This window comes from Sphaerotilus sp. (assembly GCF_041083715.1).
Taxonomy (GTDB): domain Bacteria; phylum Pseudomonadota; class Gammaproteobacteria; order Burkholderiales; family Burkholderiaceae_C; genus Sphaerotilus.
In genome coordinates, this window is the sequence record NZ_JBFPGY010000359.1 from 1 (window position 1) to 5,289 (window position 5,289).

At 63.1% G+C, this 5,289-nt stretch carries 3 protein-coding genes, 1 tRNA gene and 1 pseudogene; 1 reads left to right on the forward strand and 4 read right to left on the reverse strand.

Going from position 1 to position 5,289, the window contains the following annotated elements:
* Positions 1 to 43: 43 nt before the first annotated feature.
* Positions 44 to 2,050 (reverse strand): bifunctional diguanylate cyclase/phosphodiesterase, encoded by a 2,007-nt coding sequence (locus AB3X43_RS17020; RefSeq protein WP_369431061.1) that lies wholly within the window; start codon positions 2,048 to 2,050, stop codon positions 44 to 46.
* Positions 1,983 to 2,615 carry a transglutaminase-like cysteine peptidase gene (locus AB3X43_RS17025; protein ID WP_369431063.1) on the reverse strand — a complete coding sequence of 211 codons (633 nt, stop codon included), beginning with the start codon at positions 2,613 to 2,615 and terminating at the stop codon, positions 1,983 to 1,985. The genes AB3X43_RS17020 and AB3X43_RS17025 overlap by 68 nt, the downstream gene beginning before the upstream one ends.
* 396 nt (positions 2,616 to 3,011) lie before the next feature.
* Between AB3X43_RS17025 and AB3X43_RS17030 the strand changes: the two genes are divergently transcribed.
* Complete coding sequence (locus AB3X43_RS17030) at positions 3,012 to 4,874, forward strand: TolC family outer membrane protein (protein ID WP_369431065.1); 1,863 nt, start codon at positions 3,012 to 3,014, stop codon at positions 4,872 to 4,874.
* A 150-nt stretch (positions 4,875 to 5,024) separates the two neighbouring features.
* Here AB3X43_RS17030 and AB3X43_RS17035 read toward each other — a convergent pair.
* Together AB3X43_RS17035 and AB3X43_RS17040 are read right to left on the reverse strand one after the other, a co-directional pair.
* A tRNA-Ser gene (locus tag AB3X43_RS17035) sits at positions 5,025 to 5,114 on the reverse strand.
* Positions 5,115 to 5,165: 51 nt separating this feature from the next.
* A pseudogene (locus AB3X43_RS17040) lies at positions 5,166 to 5,289 on the reverse strand (branched-chain amino acid ABC transporter substrate-binding protein); the annotation flags it as partial.

Consider the following 5,289-nt stretch of genomic DNA (forward strand, 5'->3'; position numbering starts at 1 on the left):
GGCTGACAGCCCGGGCGGCCTTCTTGTCACGGCACAGCCGGTTTCAGACTGCTTCCGGCAATTTCACGGCGGGTCCGGTGACACCATCCACACCGCAGGCCCACAGCTCCGGCAGGTCTTCGGCATCCTGCACACCTTCGACGAACACCTTCAGGCCGACACCGTGCAGCATGGCCACCGAACTGCGCAGCCAGCTGCGACGGGCCGCGTCATGCCGAACCCCACTCGCCCAGCTGGACGAGAGCTTCACATAGTCGAGACCCGGCTCCAGCAGCAACCCGATCGAGGACAGGCGGTCGCCTGCATGCTCCAGCCCCAGGTGCACACCATGCGGGCGAAGCTGCCGGCACAGCTCGATCAGCGCCTCCGGATGGCGCTCCAGCGCGGACTCGTCGACCTCGACCCACAGATTGCGCGCCGACGTGCCGGCCGCCACGATCCGTTCGCGCAGACGCGGCAGGAACTGCGGATGTGCCAAGGACTGCGGAGACAGGTTCACGCCGCGCGGCTTGCCATCGGACGTGATCGCCGTGACGGCCAGCGCCACGGCCGCCATGTCCACGTCGCAGCTCACGCCCGTGCGCAGCGCAAATGGCAGCCAGCGCGCCGCCGGCTCGAAGGGTCCGTTTTCCTCCAGCTGCAGACGCATGGGGCACTCCATGTGCACCAGATCGCCCATCCGATCGCTCACGGGGAACTGCATCAGCTGGACCCGCGCCGCCAGCAGCGTCGCCTGCAGCGCCCTGCGCCAGGTGTCTTCACCGCCCTGCAGCGGCGCCGGCTCCAGCCCGTTGGAGACATAGGAAAAATCGCCTTTGGCCTCGGCTTCCGCCAATCCCATGTCGGCCTTGGCCAGCAGCTCGGACATCGGTGTGCCGATCCTGCAACCAATCGACGACACCACCACCGCGACACCCGGGGTGTCGTCCAGGCAACGGCGCAGACGTTCGAGCAGTTCGATGGCCTGGTCGTCGCGCTCGTTGGCGTGTGGATACACGACAGCGAAGTCCGCGCCATTGAGTCGCCCGAAACAGGTGACCGCCACGCCGTTCTGGTTCGGCTCGCCCAGTGCGTGGGCAATGGAGCGCAGCATCTGGTCGGTGCGCTGGTGGCCCAGCGCGCGGTTGATGTCGGCCAGGCGCCGCACACGCACCAGCACCAGCTGGGCCGATGCAGACGAGTCCTCGCGACCAAGATGCGCCTCGAAACTGGCCAGGAAATGGCGCCGGTGCGAGATGCCGGTGAGCGGATCGCAGCTCGCCTGCACGCGCAGCTGGTCCACCTGTTCGGCCTGCTCGGAGAAGATCTGGTTGATCCGGGCGACCATCTGGTTCATGGCCCGTGCCACGCGGCGCAGTTCAGGCGTACGGGGCTCCTTCACCCGCACGAAGCGGCGCTGGGTCAGCGCATCGGCCTGCTGCACCACCTCGTCGAGTTGGCGACGCAGACGCCGTACCGCAAGATGGCCCAGCGTCGCGGCCACCAGCCCGATGGCAAAGGTCCACAGCGTGATGCTGATGCAGGCAGACCAGAGTCCGGCATAGGCATAGGCCGACTGGCTGACGACCTCCAGTGTGCCGATCTGCGTCCAGCCATTGAGCACCTGTCCCAGGCCCGCCGTGGGCTGGATCGGCACAAGCCGCACAAACCATGCAGGAGCCGGACTCTGCACCTCGCCCGAAACGCGGGAATAGCGTGTCTTTCCGTCTGGCGATCGCAGAATGATGGACTGGTAATGCCCAGTATCGAACTGCGCTGAAATCGCGATTCCAAGCAAGGCAGGATCATCGCCCTGGTGCGACAGGGACAGCGCCAGCGACTGGGCGTTGTCATTGTTCTTCACCGACAACTGGGTTTCAAGCGAATTCCGGGCCGTCCAGACCGACACGAGCACGCTTCCTGCACAGGACAGGAGGATCGTGCCGACGATCAATATCCAGATTTGTCGAATCAGCGACATGCCGACTCCTTTTTTGGTTTGTTCACAGGAACCCCTGATTTCTTGCCTTGACCAGCACTTCGCGCCACCGGGACAGGCGCGCCACGGCATCACCAGCCCCCGGGCCCTGGGTCCCTTGCCAGAGGCCCTCCGAGTTGAAACTGAACACCGGAATGAGATCGGGACGCCTGGACGCCGGCCGGATGTCACCGATCAGGTTGTCCAGGATGAGCGGGTCAGCGCCGGGACTCGGGTAGTACGCCAGCACCATGTGCGCCTGCTGCACCGAGGCTTGGCCACCAAAGATCGCCTTGACGTAGACCATGCGCAGGCGCGACGGCGGAACACCCGACGCGATGAGCGAGAAATATTTGCCGATCGCATAATCTTCGCAGTCTCCCTGCCCCTTCTCGAGGAGTTCAAGCGGACTGGCCCAGTAATCGATCTGGCCCCATGTCTCAATGTCTTCGGCGAACCGGATGTGCCGGTTGAAGAACTGGTTGATGGTCTGCAGGCGGGTGTCGTCGTCCTGGCGCGAGACTTGGTGGATCGTCTCGCTCAGCGATTGCGCCAGCTGGAGTGTCTGGCCGCCATGTCGGGAGGCCAGTTGCAGCAGGCGGTCGGCCTCCCACGCCAGCGCCACCGGCACGACACACAACCCGACAACCGCCAGCACCCACGCGAGCCCCCGGGGGCGTGTTGATCGCCACTTTCGTGCGAAGACCATTCGCCAGGCGCGCAAACAGACCCCCACCTTGCTCGGAGGGGGCGTTACAGACCGTGACACAGGCACAACAACACGCATGGGGACGTTGTCGGCACGGTGCAGGCAAACCGTAGCCTTCCTTCAAGAATTGCGACGGTAGGCACAACTGCGCGCGATTTAGTGCGCAGATGACTTGGACGTGCCAACCCGTGTGTGGAATACTCAGATGAAAATATCCGCGAGCGAGACAGCAAAATAGCCGTCGGAAGTACACCCCTCATCCACGGGTCTCTCGGAAGAGGCAATCCAACGTGACAAACGGTGGATGCACCTATTCCGAAGGCCAGCGCAAGGATCAATGAAACAATGAATAAGGCAGCCTCTCCTCTCGTCGTCGGCCTGATCGCCTTGGCATGTCAGGTTGCGTCTGCGCAATCGACCGACCCGCTCAAGGACACGGTGCAACGCGCGATTTCCACCAACCCCGAGGTGACTGCAAAACTCAATGCGTTCCGGGCAGCAGTCGACGAGGTCGATGCGGCCCGTGGTGCGTACTATCCGCGGGTGGATCTCAACGCCGATGCCAAACAGATCCGTGATCGCATCGGTTCCACGAACCAGACCATGAACAGCACGGGGTTGGCGTTGTCTGCAACGCAACTGCTGTGGGACGGCTTTGCGACCATGAACCAGGTCGATCGACTTGGTCATGCCCGCCTGGTGCGCTACTTCGAGTTCATCGACGCCAGCGAGCAGACCGCCCAGGAAAGCGTGCGCGCTTATGCAGACGTCCAGCGTGCGCGCCGTCTGGTCAAGCTCGCCGAAGACAACTACGTGCAGCACCGCCATGTGACGGAGCAGAGCCAATCCCGCGTGCGGGCCGGCGTCGGCCGTGGCGTCGATCTGGAACAGGCTGCGGCGCGCCTTGCGCTGGCAGAGTCCAATCTCTCCACGGAAACATCCAACCTGCACGACGTGACCGAGCGCTACCGGCGCATCGTCGGCACCCTGCCGCCCGTGGACATGCCGGCCGCGGCGGGTCTGGAAAAGGGTCTGCCCACCACCTCGACAGCCCTGCTGGAGCTGACGGCCAAACGCAGTGCCAGCATTGCCGCAGCCGTCGAAAATCTCCGTGCGGCGCAAGCCCAGTCGCGCGAGAAGGAAGGCAACCTTTACCAGCCGCGCGTGGAAGCACGTGTTCGCGCCGCTGCCGGCAACAACCTGGACGGCGTGCTGGACCAGAAGCGCGACACCACGGCTGGCCTGGCCCTGAACTGGAACCTGTACAACGGCGGATCGGACAAAGCGCGTGTGCGACAGGCCGCCAATCTGCTCAACCAGGCGGCCGATACCCGCGACAAGGCCTGCCGTGATGCGCGCCAGACAGCAGCCATTGCCTATCACGACGTGCAGAAGTTGACAGAGCAGCTGAGTTATCTCGATCGGCATGTCCTGTCCAGCGAGAAAGTGCGGGACGCCTACCGCCAACAATTCGACATTGGTCAACGCACCCTGCTGGACCTGCTGAATTCGGAAAACGAACTCTACGGTGCACGTCGTGCCTACACCAACGCGGAGCTGGATCTGGTCATTGCCAAAGCGCGCACGCACGCTGCGGCAAGCAGTCTGGTCGCCGCGCTGGGCCTGACGCGGGCAGGTACCAATGACGACGACATCGCGGAAGGTCGCTACTGGCAAGCGGGGGACGACGCCGCCACCCGCTGCCCGATCAGTGCAACCGATTTGGCTCTGACGCCGAAGGCAGAGTTGGATGCACGTGCCCGTCAGCAGACGGCGACACTGGCGCCAATCGCCGCCGCCGCCAACCCGGCCATGAACGCGCTGCCAGCGCCCAGATCCGCCTCAGTACCAGCACCCACGGCCGATGCGGGAAGCGCCACACCGGTGTCCCAACGCCTGCTCGACTGGGTCGGGGCATGGACCGCCAAGGATGTGACCCTCTATCTGAGCTTCTACGATCCGAAATTCCAGCCAACCGGCGTTCCGCGCCCGGTGTGGTTCGCCAACCGCACCAAGCTGCTCAAGAAAGACGGCGCAGTCGAGTTGAAGATCGCCAACGTCCAGCGCCGTACGGTCTCGGCTGACACGGTGGAAACCAAGTTCGAACAGCACTATTCGTCCAAGGATTTCACCGACAAGAGCCAGAAGACGTTGACATGGAAACGCCGTGGATCGGATTGGTACATCGTCAAGGAAAGCAATCGCTGACAGAAAAAGGCGCCCGCAAGGCGCCTTTTTCTTGTCCGCACGCATCCAGGACAGTTATCGAAACTTGCTGATCAGATTCAACCAAAAAAAGCCTCGCAGATTCGATCTGGCGAGGCTTTTTAGTTTCCTGACTGCTCAGGTTATTTGTCTTGGCGGAGAGGGCGGGATTCGAACCCGCGGTGGGGATTAACCCACACACGCTTTCCAGGCGTGCGACTTAAACCGCTCATCCACCTCTCCGGAAAGAGCATGACTATAGCAGTTTTTCAGGAGAAAGTGAACATCGATCGATCAGCGCACGACGGCGATCTGCTCGCGGTTGCCACCCTTGTAGGTGAACATCGTCAGCGCACCGTTCTTCACGTCCCCCTTCTCGTCGAAGCTGATCGTGCCCGTCACGCCCTTGTAGCCCGTC

What these genes read in the sequence shown, in the direction of transcription:
- AB3X43_RS17020 (WP_369431061.1), bottom strand. Translation starts at nt 2,050, where the DNA reads ATGCCGTGGCGCGCCTGTCCCGGTGGCGCGAAGTGCTGGTCAAGGCAA.
- AB3X43_RS17030 (WP_369431065.1), top strand. Translation starts at nt 3,012, where the DNA reads ATGAATAAGGCAGCCTCTCCTCTCGTCGTCGGCCTGATCGCCTTGGCA.